The organism is Cohnella kolymensis (assembly GCF_000829465.1).
GTDB lineage: Bacteria > Bacillota > Bacilli > Paenibacillales > Paenibacillaceae > Cohnella > Cohnella kolymensis.
Map to the genome: position 1 here is coordinate 30,814 of NZ_JXAL01000025.1, position 20,561 is coordinate 51,374.

At 54.7% G+C, this 20,561-nt stretch carries 19 protein-coding genes and 2 pseudogenes; 20 read left to right on the forward strand and 1 reads right to left on the reverse strand.

Annotation, left to right across the window (positions count from 1 at the left end; genetic code table 11):
• Positions 1-117 precede the first annotated feature (117 nt).
• The 10 genes and pseudogenes from SD71_RS22425 (at position 118) to SD71_RS16570 (ending at position 7,170) form a co-directional block, all read left to right on the forward strand.
• Positions 118-1,116 carry an oligosaccharide flippase family protein gene (locus SD71_RS22425; RefSeq protein WP_052476336.1) on the forward strand — a complete coding sequence of 333 codons (999 nt, stop codon included), beginning with the start codon at positions 118-120 and terminating at the stop codon, positions 1,114-1,116.
• Positions 1,076-1,819, forward strand: coding sequence for an MATE family efflux transporter (locus tag SD71_RS22430; protein WP_052476337.1), 744 nt, complete (start codon positions 1,076-1,078; stop codon positions 1,817-1,819). The genes SD71_RS22425 and SD71_RS22430 overlap by 41 nt, the downstream gene beginning before the upstream one ends.
• A gap of 8 nt (positions 1,820-1,827) precedes the next feature.
• Positions 1,828-3,310: pseudogene (gene yabN, locus SD71_RS16535) on the forward strand (bifunctional methyltransferase/pyrophosphohydrolase YabN).
• Between the two features lie 212 nt (positions 3,311-3,522).
• Positions 3,523-3,781 (forward strand): annotated as a pseudogene (locus tag SD71_RS16540) (HU family DNA-binding protein).
• 3 nt (positions 3,782-3,784) lie between these two features.
• Positions 3,785-4,066 carry an RNA-binding S4 domain-containing protein gene (locus SD71_RS16545; protein WP_041065562.1) on the forward strand — a complete coding sequence of 94 codons (282 nt, stop codon included), beginning with the start codon at positions 3,785-3,787 and terminating at the stop codon, positions 4,064-4,066.
• Between the two features lie 91 nt (positions 4,067-4,157).
• Positions 4,158-5,231 (forward strand): lactonase family protein, encoded by a 1,074-nt coding sequence (locus SD71_RS16550; protein ID WP_041065565.1) that lies wholly within the window; start codon positions 4,158-4,160, stop codon positions 5,229-5,231.
• Positions 5,232-5,285: 54 nt separating this feature from the next.
• Positions 5,286-5,567, forward strand: a complete 282-nt coding sequence (gene yabP, locus SD71_RS16555; RefSeq protein WP_041065568.1) for a sporulation protein YabP — start codon at positions 5,286-5,288, stop codon at positions 5,565-5,567.
• The gene (gene yabQ, locus SD71_RS22435; protein WP_052476338.1) at positions 5,564-6,157 is read left to right on the forward strand and encodes a spore cortex biosynthesis protein YabQ; all 594 of its coding nucleotides are present in this window, start codon (positions 5,564-5,566) and stop codon (positions 6,155-6,157) included. Before yabP ends, yabQ begins: the two co-directional genes overlap by 4 nt.
• A 129-nt stretch (positions 6,158-6,286) precedes the next feature.
• The gene (locus SD71_RS16565; protein WP_041065572.1) at positions 6,287-6,607 is read left to right on the forward strand and encodes an FtsB family cell division protein; all 321 of its coding nucleotides are present in this window, start codon (positions 6,287-6,289) and stop codon (positions 6,605-6,607) included.
• A 116-nt stretch (positions 6,608-6,723) separates the two neighbouring features.
• On the forward strand, positions 6,724-7,170 hold the full coding sequence (locus SD71_RS16570; protein ID WP_041065574.1) for a S1 domain-containing RNA-binding protein: 447 nt from the start codon (positions 6,724-6,726) through the stop codon (positions 7,168-7,170).
• A gap of 146 nt (positions 7,171-7,316) precedes the next feature.
• Here SD71_RS16570 and SD71_RS24060 read toward each other — a convergent pair whose 3' ends face one another.
• Positions 7,317-7,487 carry a hypothetical protein gene (locus SD71_RS24060; RefSeq protein ID WP_161793409.1) on the reverse strand — a complete coding sequence of 57 codons (171 nt, stop codon included), beginning with the start codon at positions 7,485-7,487 and terminating at the stop codon, positions 7,317-7,319.
• Between the two features lie 63 nt (positions 7,488-7,550).
• On the opposite strand from SD71_RS24060, the gene spoIIE reads away from it, so the two are divergent.
• The 10 genes from spoIIE to SD71_RS16620 all read left to right on the forward strand — a co-directional run bounded on the left by spoIIE (position 7,551) and on the right by SD71_RS16620 (position 20,537).
• Positions 7,551-10,091, forward strand: a complete 2,541-nt coding sequence (gene spoIIE / locus SD71_RS16575; RefSeq protein WP_041065577.1) for a stage II sporulation protein E — start codon at positions 7,551-7,553, stop codon at positions 10,089-10,091.
• A gap of 181 nt (positions 10,092-10,272) precedes the next feature.
• The gene (locus SD71_RS16580; RefSeq protein WP_041065580.1) at positions 10,273-11,025 is read left to right on the forward strand and encodes a vWA domain-containing protein; all 753 of its coding nucleotides are present in this window, start codon (positions 10,273-10,275) and stop codon (positions 11,023-11,025) included.
• Positions 11,018-11,929, forward strand: a complete 912-nt coding sequence (locus SD71_RS16585; protein WP_235427184.1) for a serine/threonine protein kinase — start codon at positions 11,018-11,020, stop codon at positions 11,927-11,929. The genes SD71_RS16580 and SD71_RS16585 overlap by 8 nt, the downstream gene beginning before the upstream one ends.
• Positions 11,930-11,955: 26 nt before the next feature.
• Positions 11,956-13,380, forward strand: a complete 1,425-nt coding sequence (tilS, locus tag SD71_RS16590) for a tRNA lysidine(34) synthetase TilS (RefSeq protein WP_052476339.1) — start codon at positions 11,956-11,958, stop codon at positions 13,378-13,380.
• Positions 13,381-13,427: 47 nt separating this feature from the next.
• Positions 13,428-13,967, forward strand: coding sequence for a hypoxanthine phosphoribosyltransferase (gene hpt, locus SD71_RS16595; protein ID WP_041065589.1), 540 nt, complete (start codon positions 13,428-13,430; stop codon positions 13,965-13,967).
• An 89-nt stretch (positions 13,968-14,056) separates the two neighbouring features.
• Positions 14,057-16,063: an ATP-dependent zinc metalloprotease FtsH gene (ftsH, locus tag SD71_RS16600; protein ID WP_041065592.1), complete on the forward strand. Its 2,007-nt coding sequence runs from the start codon at positions 14,057-14,059 to the stop codon at positions 16,061-16,063.
• 229 nt (positions 16,064-16,292) lie between these two features.
• On the forward strand, positions 16,293-17,231 hold the full coding sequence (gene nadA / locus SD71_RS16605; RefSeq protein ID WP_041065595.1) for a quinolinate synthase NadA: 939 nt from the start codon (positions 16,293-16,295) through the stop codon (positions 17,229-17,231).
• 39 nt (positions 17,232-17,270) lie between these two features.
• Positions 17,271-18,884 carry an L-aspartate oxidase gene (gene nadB, locus SD71_RS16610; RefSeq protein ID WP_041065597.1) on the forward strand — a complete coding sequence of 538 codons (1,614 nt, stop codon included), beginning with the start codon at positions 17,271-17,273 and terminating at the stop codon, positions 18,882-18,884.
• A complete protein-coding gene (gene nadC / locus SD71_RS16615; protein WP_052476340.1) occupies positions 18,877-19,776 on the forward strand; it encodes a carboxylating nicotinate-nucleotide diphosphorylase in 900 nt (299 codons plus the stop codon). Before nadB ends, nadC begins: the two co-directional genes overlap by 8 nt.
• Positions 19,773-20,537 carry a type III pantothenate kinase gene (locus SD71_RS16620; RefSeq protein WP_041065600.1) on the forward strand — a complete coding sequence of 255 codons (765 nt, stop codon included), beginning with the start codon at positions 19,773-19,775 and terminating at the stop codon, positions 20,535-20,537. The genes nadC and SD71_RS16620 overlap by 4 nt, the downstream gene beginning before the upstream one ends.
• The last annotated feature ends 24 nt before the right edge of the window (positions 20,538-20,561 follow it).

A 20,561-nucleotide genomic window follows, 5' to 3' on the forward strand; every position in this document is an offset into this window, starting at 1 on the left:
CTCTTCGCACAACAAAAAGTTTCCCGGACAGGAGAGCGGTCTGTTCAGCGGGAAGCTTTTTTGCGTTAACGCTTTGGGCTATAATTTAGGGGACATGACAAAGAAGCGGGATGAAGGATGATGGAACGCGAACCTATAAGAGATGCCAATAAGCTTTGGGAAGGCGCTGCGCTGCTTGGCGGAGCGGCTTTGCTGTCGAAGCTGATCGGAACTCTTCAGAAAATCCCGCTGCAAAACTTTGCAGGTGATGAAGTTTTTGGACTATACAGCGCGGTTTATGCGCTTGCAGTTATGTGGATGACACTGGCGGCCGCCGGAATTCCCGTGGCCGTAAGTGTGTTAGTCGCGGAGCGGGCGGCCCATGGCGATAATCAAGGCGTGCACCGGCTCCTCAGGTGGTCTCTTGCTCTTCTTGCGGTGAGCGGCCTTCTTATGTTTGGAGTTCTGTACGCCGGTGCGGATTTATTAGCGGACTGGATGGGAGCGCAAGGCGCTGCTCCGGCGATCCGAATGTCCTCGGCGGCACTTTTATTCGCACCTGCAGCGGCTGTGCTGAGAGGATATCACCAAGGCAAGCTGCGAATGATGCGCCCCGCTTTGTCGCAGCTCACTGAACAGATGGCGCGTGTCGCGTTTATGCTCATCGCCCTAGCCTGGGCCATCAACAATGCGTGGTCACCGTCAGCGGCGGCGGCTGCGGTGCATGGAGGATTGGCCGCGGGTGCGGCCGCCGGACTTATCGCGCTGCTCTGGCCGCGTCAGTTCCGCCGGCAGCCGGTCTTTATCCTTGGAGGACACGCGAAAAAAGCGCTGCCCGCCCATCCGGCACGAACCGTCCTTCTGCCGCAATCCCGTTTAAAATTGTTAAAAACGATTCTGTCGGTTGCCGTTCCCGTTGGAATCGCTTCGGTCGTCGCTCCCATGCTTGGACTGATCGACGCTTTCTCCATTCCGCGTCTGCTGCAGCAAGAGCATGTCGAGGCCGCACGGTCCATGGCCGAATTCGGAATATATAATCGAGGCGTGGCACTGTTGCAGCTTGTCATTATGGCGGCTGCGGGGGGGAGCTGCGGCTTTGGTGCCGGCGCTCACCGCCGCGCGGGCACGGGGCGATGACGCGGAATTCGCCGGACGAGCCGTGTTCGCCATCCGGCTCGCCTGGTGGCTCGGTAGCGCCTCCGCTGTTGGGCTGGCCATGCTCGCCGGGCCGGTCAATATTTCTTTGTTCGCGGATAACAGCGGCACGGCCGCCATGGCCATCATTGCTTTTGCCGCGGCAGGCGGCACGCTGCAGGCGGTCAGCGCGGCGCTGCTGCAGGGCTTGGGCGACATGAAGTCGCCGGCCGTCAACCTGGCCGCAGCGGTACTGCTGAAGCTCACGCTCAACGTCGTTCTGGTGCCCGCATACGGCATCGCCGGCGCTGCAGCCGCCATGGCAGCGGCGTTCACCGCCGCAGCAGTGCTCAACGCGCTCTCGCTGCGCCAGCGCGTAAACCTGCCCGCGCCGCGCTTCGCCATCGCTTGGCGCACTGCCGCTGCGCTGGCCGCCATGGCGGCCGCGGTCGCGCTGACCGCGCTCGGCCTCGGCGCCGCAACCGCCGCCTTGCCATCGCGCGCGGCGGCGCTGCTCGTCGCCCTGCCGGGCGTCGCGATCGGCGCCGCCGTATTCGCCGCGGCGCTTGTCGCCTCCTGCGCCGTCACTCCGCAGCAGCTGCGCGGGCTGCCCGGACTGCACGGCAGCCGCATCGAAGCCTGGCTGCTGCGCCTTCAACAGGCAGCCAGCCGTTACAGCTCCACCCCACACTCCCGGGAAGGATGATCGCTCATATGCCACCGTCCATCACCGTCGTCGGACTCGGTTCCGGCGGCGAAGATCAACTGACTCTCGGCGCGCTCAAGGCGCTCGAACAGTCCGCTTACCGATATGTGCGTACCGCCGACCACCCGGCGGTTGCCGATTTACGTCGGAGAGCCATCGAGTTTCAGTCATTCGACGCTCTATACGAACGCCACAGCTCATTCGATGAAGTATACGAATCCATCGCGGCCGCGCTCATGGATGCTGCGGCTAACCATCCGGATGACAATGTCCTCTATGCTGTCCCGGGACATCCTATGGTTGCGGAAAGAACCGTTCAAATTCTTCGCTGGCGCGCGCCTGAACGAGGCATCGAACTTAAGCTGCTCGGCGGACAAAGCTTCCTGGATCAGGCGTTCATCAGCCTCGGCTTCGATCCGATCGAAGGCTTTCAGATGCTCGACGCTGCGGAGCTGAAGCGGGAACATATCCGTCCGCGTTTACATACCGTCATCGGACAGGTTTACGATGCTTTTACGGCGTCCGAGGTGAAGCTGACGCTTATGAACATATACCCTGACGACTACCTTATTACCGTCGGACAGTCGCTTGGCGTGCCCGGGAAGGAATCGGTCCGTCAGATCCCGCTGCATGAACTCGACCGATTGGAATCGTACGGCAACTTGATGCTGGTCCACATTCCCGCAAGTGCCGATGAAAGGCTGCGCCGCCGCTCGTTCGAACGGCTGCACGAGATCGTTACGATTCTTCGCAGCCCGGACGGCTGCCCTTGGGACCGCGAGCAGACGCATCTGTCCATCCGCAAAAATTTTATCGAAGAAACGTATGAGGCAATCGAAGCGCTCGATAATGATGATCCGGATAACATGAAGGAGGAATTCGGCGACGTCATACTGCAAGTGCTGCTTCACAGCCAGATGGAGGAAGAGACCGGCACATTCGACGTTTACGATGTGCTCGCCGAGCTGAACGACAAGCTCATTTTCCGCCATCCCCATGTGTTCGGCGGTGAGAATGCGCAAGACGCCGAAGAGGCGCTGAAAAATTGGGAGCAGATGAAAGCGGAAGAGAAGCGGCGCAAGGGCGTGCCGGAGCGCACATCCATTCTGGACGGCATTCCGAAAGATCTTCCGGCGCTGCCGCGCGCCCACAAGCAGCAGAAAAAAAGCTGCCGGAGTCGGCTTCGACTGGCCTGACCTCACCGGTGTATTCGATAAAATCGAAGAGGAGCTCCGCGAGCTTCGGCATGCGGCAGATCACGAGACGAAAGAACGGCAGCAGGATGAATTGGGAGATTTGCTGTTCGCGGTTGTTAACGCAGCGCGTTTCCTGAAGGTAGATCCCGAGGAGTCGCTGGCGGGCACGAATCGTAAATTTGCCTCACGTTTTCGCTATATTGAAGAGCAGCTGCGTATAAGAGGAAGAAGTTTTGACGACACTGATTTGCTAGAGATGGAAACTTGGTGGCAGGAGGCTAAAAGCCGGTCATAAACGATAAAATGGATCAACATTCGGCAATGTTCCCGCATTTTCTCCATATTTCGAGAAATTTTTTTGTGATCCGGCAGGATTTTTTTAGCAGAGGACAGAATAGTATTCTTCGTGCTTTAACAAACAACGTCTCACAACGTCTTTCCAGCCCGTTGTGAAACGGATGATGATTTGAAAATTAGGAGGAATCAGTACCATGAACAAAAACAGATCTGATCAACAACATCGCAGACAAAAGCGGTCTGACGAAAAAAAGACGTAGAATCCGTATTGAACGGCTTCTTGGGCGCAGTTACTGATGCTCTTGCTAAAGGCGACAAAGTACAATTGATCGGCTTCGGCACGTTCGAAACTCGCAGCCGTTCCGGCCGTGTAGGACGCAACCCGCAAACAGGCAAATCCATCACGATCCCTGCTTCCAAAGTTCCTGCGTTCAAAGCCGGCAACAAATTGAAAGACGCTGTAAAATAATTCATGCGTCTCGATAAATTTTTGAAGGTGTCGCGGCTCATAAAGCGCCGCACCGTCGCGAAGGACGTGTCCGATCAAGGACGCGTCCTTCTCAACGGTAGGGAGGCCAAACCCAGCAGTGTCATCAAGATCGGGGATGTGCTGGACATCCAGTTCGGGCAGCGCACGTTAACGGTCCGGGTCGAGCGGCTCTCGGAATCGACCCGCAAAGAGGATATAGAAGGACTGTACACGGTACTGAAGGAAGAAGCCCGCAAGAAAGAAGAAGACAACCCGTTCTTATAACAGCGTTATATCCGTCAGCTCGCCTTAGGGCGGGCTTTTCTGTTTATATTAATAATATTGGATGATCAACGCTAAAACAGGAGGCTTTCAGTTGAGTACAATTTGGGACATTTGGGTCGGTGCCTACGCACAGCAGGACGAGGTTGGCTTGACAAGGCTGCAGTTAGATTCGGAGACTGGCGTCTTGACCGAGCAAGCGGCGTTTACCGGAATCGAGAACCCTTCGTTCATTACCGGGAATCGTTCCGGACAGCATCTGTACGCGGTCAGTGAAGTGGAGGAGGCCGATGGTCAGCCGGGCGGGCGGATGTTCACGTTCGAGCTGCGGGATCACGGGACGGCTTTGCATGCAGTGCGCGCGCTTCCGACTCTTGGCGAAGCTCCGTGCTTTATTATGATGGACACCGATGAGAAGTGGCTCGCCGTATCCAACTATAACGGTTCCTCCGTCGTGTTGTATCCCGTGTCCCCGGACGGGATTCCTGCAAAAGCAAGCACCCGGTTCCGGCATTCCGGTTCCGGCCCGCACCCGGAGAGGCAGGAGAAGCCGCATCCTCATGCCGCGGTATTCAGCCCGGATGGCAGCTATTTGTTTGTGCCCGATCTCGGTATGGACAAAATACTCTCTTACGCTTATCACCTCGAACGACAGGAATGGGCGGGCCACAGCGCAGTCAGTCTTGCCCCGGGCGCCGGGCCGCGGCACTTGATCTTTCATCAAGCGGGCACAACCGCTTTCGTCGTCAATGAACTCCACTCCACGATAACCCGATTTACATATGAGGAACCGGGGACGCTGCACAAGCAGGAAACGGTGTCTACATTGCCGGCTTCGTTCGATGGTGAGAGCACGGCCGCCGAAATCGTTCTATCGCCCGACGGACGTTTTGTTTACGCATCGAATCGCGGGGACGACAGCCTGGCTATTTTCAATTTGGACGAAGTTACCGGGGAACTTGTGAGTGCCGGGTACGTGTCTTCACGGGGACGGAACCCGCGGCATTTCACGTTGACACCGGATGGACAATGGTTGCTCGCAGCCAACCAGGATTCGAACACGGTAGTATTGTTTCGCGTGGATATGGACAGCGGTCTTCCGATCTTCACCGGCACCGTTCTTCCGATCAGCAAACCTGTCTGTATCCTCATCCGCAACAAGTTCTAATTCGGTTTTTCCTCCCATAAGCTAGTCTCATAGATGTGTAGGGAGGGACCTGCCATGGAACACGGCAAAGGCGCAAAGCATCAGGAAATACGTATGCTTAACCGAAAAACATTAGAAATCACGGGTGTCAGCAACGTCGACAGCTTCGACAATGAAGAATTTCTGCTGGAAACCGAATGCGGATTTCTCACCGTTCGGGGGCAAAATCTGCATATGAAAAACCTCAGCCTGGATCAAGGCCTTGTGGCGATCGAGGGCACGATTCATTCCCTCATGTACCTGGACGGCGCCGCTGGAGGCAAATCGAAAGGCTTGTTCGGGAAGTTGTTCAAGTGAATGCCGCGGCACAGTGGATGACGATCTGGTCCATGATGCTGTGCGGATTAGCCATGGGCACGGTGTTCGACGTTTACCGGGTCGCGTCCCATCGGTTCCATGTCGCCCGCTGGCTGCTTCCAGGTTTAGACGTCGTATATTGGGCGGCCGCCACCTTCGCCGTATTCAGCATCCTGCTGAGCAGCAATCATGGGGAGGTCAGGATGTATGTGTTCCTCGGCCTGGGTATCGGGGTGACCGGTTATTTCGGTTTGTTCAGCACATGGGTGGTCAAGCTGTCGGGCTGGTCGATCGATCGTTTAAAATGGCTGTTTCATTTCCTGTGGAATGTGGTTAATACTCTGGTGTTAATCCCGTTTTTGTGGCTCGTTCGTATGTTGGCCAAGCTTTTGGACGTATTGTTTGTCGTAACGGCGGCGCTTCTGCTTTGGCTGGGGAAGCTATTGCTGATGCCGATTTCCGCATTTGGAAAGTGGGTGTGGCCGAAGCTTCTTCCTATTCGCAGGCGGCTCAGGCCGCTCGTTCAGCTTTATCAGCGGATTCGGGAGAGATGGAGAATACTGCGGGATCTGTTCAGAAAGAAGCCCTGACCGGCTTTCGACAGTATTTTTAAATCAATTGAATCGGAAGAAGGATTTTTCTAAAATTGCGAAATATGCTATAATAGTCGCGTCTCTCGGTTTTTTACATAACAGCATGGGAAGGAGGCATCGGCACAGATGTCATCTCGCAACACGGCCGCGACACCTGCCATGACAGGAGCCCGCAGAAGATTGAAATTGTTGCTGTTCGTTATGGTCATTTTTATGAGCTGGGCTGCATACACGTACTTTACCCAGTTCGGTCAGATGAGCGATCGTGCGAGTCAATTGCGAGAAGCCGACAAGAAATTGACCGATGCCGCAGCGAAGGGCGAACTGCTTAAGCAAGAGATTATACGGTTGAACGATCCCGAGTATATCGGCCAGATTGCCCGCAAGGAACAAGGCATGGGCTATCCGGGAGAGAAACCGATTCATATCGAAAAAACCGATCCATAACCTTGGGTCGGTAGTCGTATGTCTGTTGACCTAGCTTTCCATTGTCAGTTATAATCGGCATAGCCGGACTTATGCAGTCCGGGCACATTTATTTTCAGGGAGGAACATCCGTTTTTATGGCCATCGAAGTGGGCACGAAATTAGAAGGCAAAGTGACGGGCATCACACATTTCGGAGCGTTTGTGGATCTTACGGGCGGCGTGACAGGGCTCGTTCATATCTCCGAGATTGCCGACAGCTATGTGAAAGACGTTCACGAGCATTTGAAAGTTAATGATATGGTTAAAGTGAAGGTCATTAACGTAGATAAAGATGGCAAAATTGGACTGTCCATTCGTCAAGCCGTGGATAAACCGCCGGAACAGCAGCAGCAACAACAGCAGCCGTACCAGCGCGGACCCCGTGATCGCGGAGGCCGTCCCGGTTTCAAGGCAGGTGCTGGCAGATCTCCCTCTTTTGATGACAAATTGTCTCGCTTCCTTAAGGACAGCGAAGAACGGATTTCTACTCTTAAGAAAAGCACTGAATCCAAACGAGGCGGACGGGGCGGACGCCGTTCGTAAAATATAATAACTACAGCCGAACCTGAGGGTTCGGTTTTTTTGTTGTGAAATTTAATTTTTTTATTGCAAGCAAACATTCGCGAACATCCGGCAAGCCCGGCGTGCTTGTTGTGTCCCAAAGCCTCGCGTTGCGGCGGCAGCCGCTGTCACATGAGCGCGTATTTTTGCTCTCGGAATGCCTTGTTCATAACTGTATAGCCAGCGAATGGTTGAATTAATCCAGCGGCGATGCGGTTTTCCACTTTTCGCAAAATGGCCGGCGCGCGTAAGCCGAAGGTGTCGGAAAAAACTTTGCGGCCGCAGGCGGCTTCTGACAAACTTCCTGAAAGCGCCGATCTATAATAAGGGCACATTCAATCTGGTAAATGGGGTGTGCAGTTATGGACAAGCCGTCCGTCGTTCCGTTCGTGCCGCGTCTGGTGACGGAAGACAATTCCGCGGCAGTGAAGCGGAAGAAACCTTGGTTGTTCGGGAGAAAAGCGGCCGAGAACGCGAAGAGAGGCAATTCCGCCAAATGGTTCACGCGATCGGGACAAGCGCTCAAGCGGCAGCAGTGGCTGTTGTTGATCGTCGGAATCGGATTTTTACTGGGTCGTGCGGTCATGCTTGAGGGGATTACACCGTTTGCCGCCGCTTTTTTCGCTGTGGTGCTGTATCTGCGAAAAGAAACGGCTTTTCCGGCCGCGCTCGCCTTGGTTGCAGGCAGTTTCTGGGCGGTCGATCCGAGGCCTCTCGTCATCCTTGCAGAAATCGGCGTGGTCTATTTGTTCTATCGCGGATTGATTCTCTATGAACGAGCGGATCTGTCGCACGCTCCGGTTATCGTGTTTGCTTCAACGCTGCTCGTCCGTTTGTTCGAAACCCTGATGGCGGACGATCTCTCGTGGATGCCGTATATGCTGACTCTCGTGGAAGCGGGGCTGGCCTTTGTACTGACGCTCCTGTTCGTACACGCAATCCCTATACTCACCAGAACGAGAAAAGCCGCTCAATTGCGTCATGAGGAATGGGTAGGCCTCATTATTTTGCTGGCTTGTCTTCTGTCAGGCATGACGGGGTGGACCGTGTATGGGATCGCGGTCGCAAGCGTGTTTTCTCGCTTTCTGGTGCTGCTCACGGCCTTTGTCGGCGGACCGGCTCTGGGCACATCGGCCGGAGTGGTGGCCGGCATGATCCTCAGCCTATCGAATCTCGGAGCGGCATCCGAAATCGGTCTGCTGGCTTTCGGAGGTTTGATGGCCGGACTCATTCGTGAAGGCGGGAAGGCTGCATCCGTGTTCGGCATGCTTCTCGGGACATCCGTCTTGGCGCTCTACGGAGGCGATGCGGCAGGCATGATGGCTTCCACCTGGGCTACGGTGACCGCTGCGGTCATGCTGTTGTTTACGCCGAAGAGCATCATAGATTCTATTTCAAGATATGTTCCGGGTACTCTAAACTATGCACAAAATCAACAAGAGTATGCGCAAAAAGTAAGAGATTTGACGGCCGAGAGAGTCGAGCGCTTTTCAGAAGTGTTCCGCCAGCTTTCCCGCAGCTTCCGGCAGATGACGCAGGCCGGGGAGACGGCCCGGCAAAGCCAGGACTTCGATCATTTTGTGAATGCGGTCCACGAGCGCGCATGTGACCATTGCCATCGCCGAAGCTTGTGCTGGGACGGGCAATTTTTTCAAACGTACAAGCTGATGACGGACATGATGACCGCGGTCGAGGAAGACCCGGGAATCGCGGCCTCGCAATTGCCGAAATCGTGGAGCCGCATCTGTGTGAAGACGCCTCAGGTGTTGGATGTGATGAAACGGCAGTATGACGTTTACCGCTATGACCTTCATTGGCGGCGGCAGCTGCAGGACAGCCGGCTGCTGGTGGCGGACCAGCTCTCCGGAGTATCGCAGGTAATGGACGATTTGGTGAAGGAAATCCGCCGGGAAGCGAAGCAGATGGAGCATCAGGAAAGTGAAATACGCGATGCGCTCGAATTTCTCGGGCTGGCGATCCAGAATATCGATATTATCAGCCTGGAGGATGGACATATCGAGATCGAGATGGTTCATGCTTTCAAATCCGGCTATGACGAATGCCGAAAAATGATAGCCCCGCTTCTCTCCGATATTCTAGGTGAAACCGTGAGCGTCCGGACTGAACGGAACGGCGCTCCGGCAGCCCATTTAACGACGGTGAGCTTCGGTTCCGCCAAGCTGTTCGAGGTGGAGACCGGCGTAGCCGGGGCAGCGAAGGAAGGGGATTTGCTGTCCGGCGACAGCTTCAGCATGGTTGAGCTCGGCAGCGGCAAATTTGCAGTCGCATTGAGCGACGGCATGGGGAACGGCGCACGGGCCCGGATGGAAAGCAGCGCGGCATTGTCCATGCTGGAGCAGCTGCTTCAGTCCGGAATAGATGAAACGCTGGCGGTGAAATCCGTGAACTCCGTCCTTCTGCTGCGCTCCCCCGATGAAATGTTCGCGACGGTAGATCTGGCCTTGATCGATTTGTATACCGCGCATGCCACAATGCTGAAGATTGGGTCTACGCCCAGCTTCATTAAACGGGGCCGTGAAATTATACCTATCGCGGCTAATAACCTGCCTATCGGCATCCTGCAAGATATCGAGATCGATCTCTTGCGGGTGCAGCTGCAGCCGGGCGATACGCTGATTATGATGACCGACGGAGTTCTCGACTCTCCCGGTCACGCGATCAACAAGGAGGTGTGGATGAAAAGAGTGCTTCAGGAGCTTGAGGCCGACGATCCGCAGGAGCTGGCCGACGCTTTGCTGGATACGGCGCTGCGGCAATATCCCGGTCGCGTCCAGGACGATATGACCGTAGTCGTGACCCGAATCAGCCGGTATCAGCCGGACTGGGCCGCCGTCCGCTGGCCGGGCTTTAACCGGCTGGAACGCCCGAGGACGGTGAGCTGAAGGGCTGACGGCAGCGACCATGTTATCGATCACGTTATATAGAATACATCGAGACCGCTCTCTCATTTGAGAACGGTCTTTTTGGCGCGTTCCCGGCTTGCACTGCAGTAAACTCGGTTAAATCTTCTACTCCTTGGCGACAATGTTAATAGATGTGAGAGAATAAGGAGCGAGTAATGTGATGAGACAAATATTGCTCATTACCGACGGCGGCTCTAACGTCGGTGAGAGTCCCGTTGTGGCGGCAGCCCAGGCCAATGCCGAAGGTATTACCGTGAACGTAGCCGGAGTGGTCGACGAGGGAACGATAGGAGAATTCGGTGCGGCAGAGATTGCGGAGATTGCAAGGGCCGGAGGCGGAATAAGCCGGATCGTAACCTCCCGCCAGCTGTCACGCACCGTGCAGATGATGACGAGGCAAACGGTTGCCGGCAGCATCCGGCAAGCGGTCAATCAGGAGCTGCGGCAATTGTTCGGAGTCGAGTCCGTCGGCGCTCTGCCACCGCCTAAGCGCGCAGAAGTCGTGAAGGTCATGGAAGAGATGGAAGAGACCGTCTCGCTGTCCGTCGCGCTTCTCATAGACGCCAGCGCCAGTATGAAGCCGAAGCTTCATTCCGTGGAGGAAGCGATCCGCGATCTGACGCTGAGTCTGCAAGCAAGAGAGGGTAGCAGCAAGGTCGCCGTATTTCATTTTCCCGGAGACTCTTATCAGAAAGCTGCCGTTATGGATTCCGACTGGACTGCGAACCCCGCGAAGCTGGGCGCCCTGTTCAACCGGATCCGGATGCACGGCACTACGCCCACGGGTCCGGCTCTTTTGCAGGTGGTTGATTTTATCCATGAAACTTGTGGTAATATCAGAACAGAGCTTGTGGACACGCCGCAGCTTTCCGAAGGCGATCTGAACGAGGTGCGGAGTGACTACGTTGTCTGATAAAAAGCCTTTGCCGCCGGGAACGAAACTGGTCGGCAAATGGAACGGCAAAAGCTATCATTTGGAACGTCTGCTCGGCTTGGGCGCCAACGGTCAAGTTTATTTAGCTTTGGCGGGCGGCCGCTCGGTATGCGCGGTCAAGATCGGCTTGGAAGCCGCCGAACTTCAGGGAGAAGCCAATATATTGGCTTCTCTGAATATTTTGGAGAAGCAGCGGCGGCCGTTTCTGCTGGACGTGGATGATGCCGTGCTGGACGGCAAAGATGTTCCTTTCTATGTGATGCGTTACATTCCCGGGAGTCCGGTCAAAGATCACTTGCGCGCTAACGGCTCGCACTGGTTCGGCGTCATCGGGTATCGCCTGTTGGAGCGGCTGGCCGCTCTGCATGAGGCGGGCTGGGTGTTCGGTGACATTAAAAGCGATAATGTGCTTGTTACCGATTACGGACAAGTCGAGTTGGTCGATTATGGCGGCATGACCGCAAAGGGACGAAGCATCAGGCAGTTTACGGAAATTTACGATCGCGGTTATTGGTCTGCAGGAACCCGTATCGCCGATCCGGCTTACGACTGGTTTGCCGTGGCGATCCTGTGGCTCCATTGTTTCGACGGCAAACGGCTTACGCAGCTGTCACGCACGCTGATTCCGCAGAATCGGCATCCGCGCGAGCTGATGAAGCTCGTCCGCAGCAATCCGCGGCTGAAGCCTATGGAAGCATGGATGGACAAGGCATTCGCGGGCCGGTTCCTGGATTCACGCGACGCTTGCGCCAACTGGCGCGAAACAATCCGGGAAACACACTCGGCGAAGGCGAAGGCATCCCAGGTGCCGGCGTGGATGGCCGGCCTGTTCGCCGCTTCTATTGTTTTATGCGCAACAGCCGCTGTCTGGTTATTTCATTAAAGATCTGATGTAAAGGAGAAATGACGGTGGAACCGCATGACGAATTGTGCGACCGCGTCATGGCGGAAGCCAAAGCGGCCGGCTGGTGGCCGAAAGGGATCCCCGTTGTGGCCGCGGTATCCGGCGGTCCGGATTCCATGGCTCTCCTCCATATGTTAAAAACAATGGCGGAAGAGAATCCATTCCGTATCGTCGTGGCTCATGCGAACCATCAATTCCGAGGCGCAGAATCCGATGCCGAAGCGGAAATGGTGCAGAGAACGGCCGAACAATGGGGCTTGCCGTTCGAGACCGCTTCACTTGATATCCCGGCATTCATGGCCGAGACGGGCATGAATGCACAAGCTGCGGCCCGCGAGAAAAGGTACCGGTTTCTGATGGAAGCGGCACATCGCCATTCATGTCCGTTCATCGTTCTCGGCCATCATGCCGGCGATCAAGCGGAAACGGTGCTGATGCGGATTATTCGCGGAACCGGCGTCGGCGGGCTTTCCGGAATACCCTTCCGCCGGCGTGAAGAAGATTTGGAACTGATCCGGCCTTTACTACGTATATACAAAGGTGAGCTTCTAGCCTATTGTAAGCGAAACGGGGTGCCTTACGCGGTTGACAGCAGCAACGCCGACCGCCATTATTTTCGCAATGCCGTCCGGATGGACTTGATGCCGCTGCTCGAGAAGTATAACCCGCAGCTGCAGTCGTCATTGGTAAGGCTGGCTGATATGGCGGGAGCGGACGATGACTATCTGGAGGCGGAAGCGCTCCGGATTTTCCGGAACCTGGTCATCCCCACCGGCGGCGGATTCCGGTTGGAGCGGCAGCGGTTCTGCAGTCTGCACGTCGCTTTACAACGCAGATTGATTAAACTAATATTGAGTTATTGTGCAAACCCGCGCGAGACAGTGGAATTCAGGCATATTGAAGATATCGTGTCAGCTGTCGGACCGAATCAGCCCGCTGTCGCTCGATTCGATCTGGGTGACGGTTGGGTGTTCAATCGGGAATACGACGAGGTGTATATCGGACCGTCCCTTCCGGAAGCCAATAGTTATAACTATATTGTACGGGAGCCGGCTGGAGAGGTAACGATAGAGGGTACGGGAGATAAACTTGTTTTTCATCGTATAGAGGGACCTTGTCCCGCAAATGCAGGCAGCCGTGTGGATGCCTATTTTGACGAAGAATTGCTTGCTTTCCCCCTGGCCGTCCGCAGCCGGATCCCCGGCGATGTGTTGCTTCCATACGGATTAAACGGCTCCAAAAAAGTGCAAGATATGTTCGTCGATGCCAAAGTGCCACGCTCCAAGCGCGATTTGCAGCCGCTGCTGGCGGATGCGCACGGGCAAGTACTGTGGATTCCCGGTATGAGGCGCTCGCGGCATGCTCTTGTTTCCGCGAATACCGAACGGGTCGTCCACATCACGTTCATCGAAGCTGAAAACCCGACATGAACGGGCTCTTGCCATCATACCGTATAATCACTGGGAGGTACCTCGTTTTGCAAAATGATATTCAAGAAGTTCTCTACTCGGAAGAAATGATCCGGCAGAAGGTGCAGGAGCTGGGTGCCGCAGTGAGCCGCGACTATGAAGGACGCAATCCGCTCATCATCTGTGTGTTGAAAGGCGCTTTTATTTTTATGGCGGACTTGTCCAAAAACATAACGGTGCCTATCGAACTGGATTTCATGGCGGTGTCAAGCTACGGCAAATCCACCCGTTCTTCCGGCGAGGTGAAGATTATCAAGGATCTGGACACCTCGGTAGAAGGCCGGGATGTTCTCATCGTGGAAGATATTATCGACAGCGGTCTGACCCTGAGTTATCTGATCGATGTGTTGGAGCGCCGCAATGCTTTGTCCGTTCGGGTGGTGGCGTTGTTCGATAAACCGGGACGCCGCACCGTAGATCTGAACGCCGATTACACCGGCTTTATCATTCCCGATGCATTCATCGTAGGCTATGGATTGGATTACGCGGAGAAATACCGGAATCTGCCCTACGTCGGTGTGTTGAAGCCGGAAATTTATACGAGCTGAATCGCGTAATGAAAGCGGCGCGCGTTGTTATTGTGATGCCAAGACAGGCTATGGTAAAATGATGTAAGCGTGTCGAGAGGAGGCCAGGGATGAATCGTTTCATCCGGAACACAGGATTTTACTTGCTCATATTTTTGGTCACCGTCGGAATCGTCCAGTTTTTTATCGGGAAGAACGAAACCGCGGACGAATTAAATTACAACCAAATCATTCAAGTGGTTCAAACGGGCAACGTCAAACAGATGACGCTGCAGCCCCAGAACGGCACGTATTTAGTTACGGGTGAATATAAGCAGACACCGCCGAACGCCAAAGGCGATAACTTCACCGGCCGCATTGTGATGGCGGAGTATTCTGTTCAGAGGCTGACCGATGTCGCAGTGCAGAACAATATACCGGTCGAAGTGCTTCGCATGCCGGGACAGAACTTCTGGCTCACCTTTCTGACCTCGATTATTCCGTTCATTATTATGTTCGTGCTGTTCTTCTTCCTGATCAATCAGGCGCAGGGCGGCGGCGGCAAAGTAATGAACTTTGGAAAAAGCCGTGCCCGGCTTTATAATGAAGAGAAAAAACGGGTCACGTTCGAGGATGTGGCCGGTGCGGATGAAGAGAAGCAGGAATTGGTCGAAGTGGTCGAGTTCCTCAAGGATCCCCGCAGGTTTGCCGCGCTCGGGGCCCGCATTCCGAAAGGCGTCCTGCTCGTAGGCCCTCCGGGTACCGGTAAAACCCTGCTGGCGCGTGCGGTTGCAGGCGAAGCCGGCGTTCCTTTCTTTACGATTTCCGGTTCCGACTTCGTTGAGATGTTCGTCGGTGTCGGTGCTTCCCGCGTACGTGATTTATTCGAGAACGCGAAGAAGAATTCACCTTGTATCATCTTTATCGATGAGATCGATGCTGTCGGACGTCAGCGTGGAGCCGGCCTAGGAGGCGGACACGACGAACGTGAACAGACGCTTAACCAATTGCTGGTCGAGATGGACGGCTTTGGCGCCAACGAGGGAATTATTATTGTTGCAGCGACCAACCGTCCGGATATTCTAGATCCTGCATTGCTGCGTCCAGGCCGTTTTGACCGTCAGATTACGGTCGACCGTCCGGATGTGAAAGGCCGCGAGGCAGTTCTGAAAGTTCATGCGCGCAATAAGCCGCTGAACAAAGATGTGCGTCTCGGCACAATCGCGAAGCGGACGACCGGCTTCACCGGAGCCGATCTGGAGAACTTGCTGAACGAAGCGGCATTGCTTGCCGCCCGACGCAACAAGAAGGATATCGCGATGCAGGAAGTCGACGAAGCGATTGATCGCGTCGTCGTCGGTACGGAGAAGAAGAGCCGAGTCATCAGCGATCGTGAGAAGCGGATTGTCGCGTATCACGAAGCCGGCCACACGATTGCCGGTTACTTCCTCGAACATGCCGATACGGTGCATAAGGTTACGATCATCCCTCGCGGACGCGCAGGCGGTTATGTCATCATGCTTCCGAAAGAAGATCGCATGCTTGTAACGAAGCAAGAGCTGCTCGATAAAATTACGGGCTTACTTGCCGGCCGAGCCGCCGAAGAAATATTCATCGGTGAAATCGGCACCGGAGCTTACAGCGACTTCAAGCAAGCGACCAGCATCGTACGCGCGATGATTATGGAATACGGCATGAGCGAGAAGCTCGGAACGATGCAGTTCGGCCAAACCCAAGGGCAAGTGTTCTTGGGACGCGATATTGGGCATGAGCAGAACTATTCCGATGCGATCGCTTATGAGATCGACCAGGAAATGCAAAGCATTACGCGCGACTGCTATGAGCGGGCCAAGAAGCTTCTGAACGAGAAGAGCGAAGAGATGCATTTGATCGCGAAGACTCTCCTGCAAGTGGAGACACTCGATCTTGAGCAGATCAAGCAATTGATCGAGAAAGGCAACTTGGAGGTCTCCGATGATGGCGAAGGCTCCTCCGGCAATAATGATGGAGAGTCTCATGGTGACCCGATCGTGGATACACTTGGGAATGTGCGTGTTCGCATCCAGACGAGGGATGACGAGCCTGCACGCCCGGTAAACGATGCGGGTAACGACGGCGGTACCGACGAGTCCAAATAATGCAGGATAAGAATAGGGTTGTTCCTTAGCCGAGAGGCTACAGGAACAACCTTTTTTATATTGCATTGATCAATTGACAGCCATTCGCGGCAAGTGTAAATTAGTTGTAAATGCAGGATGAGTAAACTTCCGAGATGAAGACAGTACTGCCGCTATGTTTGTGCATTCATTCACAAACTATATGCCAAGAGTACGCGAGGCCGTATCGTACCGGGGAGGAGTTCTATCTATGGAAGCGTTAGCTATAGAACGAAAAGCGGAGCAGAATCGAGAGCTTCGCGAGCGCCTTATGCAGCTGAAAAAGGAACGCAACGCTATTATTCTCGCTCACTATTATCAGCGTGATGAAATACAGGAGGTGGCCGATTTCCGAGGCGACTCCTTTCTGCTGGCTCAGAAAGCCGCAGCAACCGAAGCGGACGTCATCGTTTTCTGCGGTGTGCATTTCATGGGAGAGAGCGCGAAGATACTCGCCCCGAACAAGGTCGTTCTTGTACCCGACGAGCGGGCGGGGTGTCCGATGGCGGATATGGTGCATCCGATCGGTCTGCGGGAAATGAAGGCACGGCATCCGAACGCGAAAGTCGTTACGTATATAAACTCCTCAGCAGACGTGAAGGCGGAGACCGATATTTGCTGTACGTCCGCTAACGCGGTGAAAGTAGTCAACTCTGTCGATGCGGATGAAATCATCTGGTGCCCCGACAAGAATCTGGGGCATTACGTTTCCCAGTTCACCGACAAGAAAATGATCATATGGGAAGGTTATTGCAACACCCACGATATGCTGACGATCAAGGACGTTGAAGAGACGCGCGCCAAGCATCCGAATGCGCAATTCGTCGTGCATCCGGAGTGCCGTCCGGAAGTCGTGGCCATGGCCGATTTCGTAGGCAGCACGACCGCTATATTGAAATATTGCCGGGAATCCGACCGGCAGGAATTTATTGTCGGAACGGAAGACGGTACGGGATACCAATTGCGCTTGGACAGCCCGAACAAAATCTTTCATTTCGCATCGAAGTTTCTGGTCTGTCCTAATATGAAAGTGAACAATCTGAAGAAAGTCGTCAAATGCCTGGAAACGATGCAGCCGCAAATCTATGTGCCGCAAGAAGTAGCGGACAAAGCAAGAGTATCGCTGGAGCGCATGCTGCTGGTGAAGTAGCGTGCGTTACTCTCATAATCTGAGCGGAGACGAAAAGCCATGATCCCCCGTTACATTGTCGATTTTGATCCGGTCAAGCTTCGCCGTGTTGAGACGGATGTCGTCGTCATCGGAGCCGGCATTGCCGGACTGTATACGGCGCTGAAAGCAAGCGAGACGAACCGGGTTCTTATGATCACCAAGAAATCGCTCTTCGACAGCAACACGCGTTATGCCCAAGGCGGAATTGCCGCTGTCATATCGGAAGAAGATTCACCGGACTTCCATCGCGAGGATACGTTGATTGCCGGAGCAGGTCTATGTGATGCGGCGGCGGTCGACGTTCTTGTTCATGACGGCCCCAAAGGCGTTGAGCAGCTGATCAAGTTCGGCACGCATTTCGACGAGGAAGACGGCCGCCTCGCTTTAACGCAAGAAGGGGCACACAGCCGGCGGCGCATTCTGCATGCGAATGGCGATGCAACCGGATTTGAAATTGTAAGGGCACTGGCGGAGAAGGCGGTTGCGAACCCGGCCATCGAGCTGTGGGATGATCATTTTGTGCTGGATCTGTTGACCGAAGAAGGAGAATGCCGCGGCGCGCTCGTGCAAAAGCCGGACGGATCAAGGGTTGCAGTGTTCGGAAAAGCAATTATTCTGTGCAGCGGCGGTTCGGGCCAGTTGTACCGGTACACGACAAATCCCGAAGTAGCGACCGGCGATGGTATTGCAATGGCCTATCGGGCGGGTGCTGTTATCCGGGACATGGAATTCATCCAATTTCATCCGACCTCTCTCTGTTATCCGGGCGCGCCAAGGTTTCTCATATCGGAAGCGGTACGCGGAGAAGGGGCGATCCTTCGCAACATTCGGGGAGAGCGGTTTATGGAAAAATATCATCCCCAGCTTGAGCTTGCACCGCGGGATATTGTCGCGCGTGCGATCATAAGTGAGATGGAAGCGACGAAATCCACATACGTATACATAGACATTACACACGAAACGCCTGAACTGATTAGGCACCGTTTTCCTACGATTTATGAGTATTGTTTGAATTACGGACTCGACCTGACAAGCGACTGGATTCCGGTGGCGCCTGCTGCGCATTACATGATGGGCGGAGTGAATACCGATTTGCACGGGGAAACGAGCATTCGGCGATTGTTTGCTTGCGGGGAAGTGTCCTCAACGGGAGTGCACGGCGCCAACCGGCTGGCCAGCAACTCTTTATCCGAGGCTGTCGTATTCGGGCAGCGCATCGTGGATCGCATTAACGGATTGACGGCGCAGCCCGCTTTTGTGAGCGATAAATATAGCGACGATAGAGAGGCAGCACCGAGAGGTGCTATACTGGAGCGGCGATTAAAGCTGCAGAAAATGATGGTTCGGTATGCAGGGCTGCGGCGTAATAAAGCGGGGCTGATGAAAGCAATGGAAGAGTTGAAGCGGCATATCCCCTTGCTGCGGATGAACCTCAGAAGCCGGGAAGAGTTCGAGTTCGCCAATTTGCTTACTTGCGCCGTTCTTGTCACGGAAGCGGCGCTGAATCGCGAAGAAAGCAGAGGCGCTCATTATCGGGAAGACTATCCGGAGCGGGATGAACCGGTCTGGCGCAAACATACGATATTGCATCGTGAACACGGGATTGGAGAAGAGAGGGTCGGCAATGTTTGATAAAGAAAGCGATTGGTTGGCCGGCGGCCCCGCCGTTGATGCCGTGAGAGAGCAGATTCGCCAATGGTTGGCCGAGGATATCGGGTCAGGTGACGTCACGACCATGGCAGCCGTTCCGGCCGGCCATCTGTCCCAAGGTGTCATTCATACGAAACAATCCGGAATTATCGCAGGGCTGCCATTAGCTCGCCTTGTATTTAGTGTAGTAGACCCGGGTCTTCGGTTTGACCAGTACGTTACTGATGGAGATTTTGCGGAAAAGGGGACCGTGCTGGCGCTTGTCGAAGGGTCCACGCACAGCATTCTCACCGGTGAGCGGTTATCGCTTAACCTGCTCCAGCGGTTATCGGGAATCGCATCCAAAACGAACAGGTATGTATCAGCGGCAGCAGGGCTGCCCGTTAGAATTTCGGATACTCGCAAGACGACTCCCGGGCACCGGACGCTGGAAAAGTATGCGGTAAGAGCAGGCGGAGGCGCGAACCACAGATTCGGGTTATATGATGCGGTCATGATCAAAGACAATCATATTAAAGCAGCCGGGGGCATTGCGGCAGCTGTTAGAGCGGTGAAGTCCAGAATTCCCCATACGATGATGATCGAAGTGGAAGCGGAAAATTTAATGCAGGCGGAAGAAGCGGCGCAAGCGGGCGCACACATCATCATGCTTGATAATATGAACACAGAGATGATGATTGAAGCTGTTACGCTCATTCGCCGCCTCGCATCTCACATTGTCATAGAAGCGTCCGGCGGCATTACAGAGGAACGGATTGCAGAGATCGGCAGATGCGGTGTCGATGTCATTTCGGTGGGCGGTTTAACGCACTCTTTTCAAGCGCTCGATATCAGCCTGGATTTGAACGGTATAAAGAAGGAGGCGTTGCTGTGATTTTGGTCGTGGATGTCGGGAATACCAACATTGTACTTGGTTTATATGAAGGGAGCAGCCTCGCCCATCATTGGCGTCTGAGCACCAATCGATCCTCTACGGTAGATGAGTACGGCGTTCTGATCCGCAATCTGTTTCAATTGGCGGGGGTTCGGGCAGAACAGGTAGAAGGCGTTATTTTATCGAGTGTCGTCCCGCCTTTAATGAACACATTGGAGCAGCTTTTCGTCAAATATGTAGGACGGGAGCCGCTTGTGGTCGGCCCCGGCATCAAAACCGGACTGAATATCCGAAGCGAAAATCCCCGTGAGGTCGGTGCGGACCGGATCGTCAACGCGGTTGCCGGGATCGAGCACTATGGCGCTCCTCTGGTTATTGTGGACTTCGGGACCGCGACGACCTTCGACTATATCGACGAGTCGGGCGCTTACTTGGGCGGTGCCATCGTGCCGGGAATCGGAATTTCGGCAGAGGCATTATATCAAAGAGCGGCAAAGCTGCCGCGCATCGAGCTGACGAAACCCCGCACAGTGGTCGGACGAAACACCGTTGCGGCAATGCAGGCGGGAATCGTATACGGATACGCCGGCCAAGTGGATGGAATCGTTCGCCGGATTTGCAAGGAATTCCTGGTTGACCCGCAAGTAATCGCTACCGGCGGTTTGGCTACGTTGATTGCGGAAGAATCGGAAACCATACAGAAGGTGGATTCACTTCTCACTCTTGAGGGTTTAAGAATTGTGTATGAGCGGAATAGGTAGGCAGCATCGTGAAAGGGGTATTTG